Genomic DNA, 240 nt, shown 5'->3' with positions numbered 1-240 from the left:
GTGCAGTGTCAATTCATAGTAGAAGACGCTTTCCATTTTTTCGTTACCATGTAAAGGCGGCATTGGCCGCATTGAGCGACGGAAGACGCTGCTGAACGAGTGCGGTCAGCGCCGACCCGGTGGCACCATTGATTTTTTGCGTAACTGCGGTATACGCGTCCTGATCCGCAAGCGCGCTCAAGCCGTTGGCGCTCCAGAACCATGCAGCGCTCATAAAGAAATCGGCTGGTTGCGTTACCA

1 protein-coding gene is annotated in these 240 nt (G+C 54.2%); it reads right to left on the bottom strand.

The window, feature by feature from the left end; genetic code table 11:
• Positions 1-43 precede the first annotated feature (43 nt).
• Positions 44-240, bottom strand: a 197-nt coding sequence (locus tag AC1RPR_RS09045; RefSeq protein ID WP_481763615.1) for a hypothetical protein, incomplete at its 5' end; no start/stop codon positions are given.

Source organism: Dellaglioa sp. CoH-57-MRSF-22, assembly GCF_056781895.1.
The sequence above is the reverse complement of the archived record's forward strand: the minus strand, read 5'-3'. Positions and strand labels throughout refer to the sequence as shown.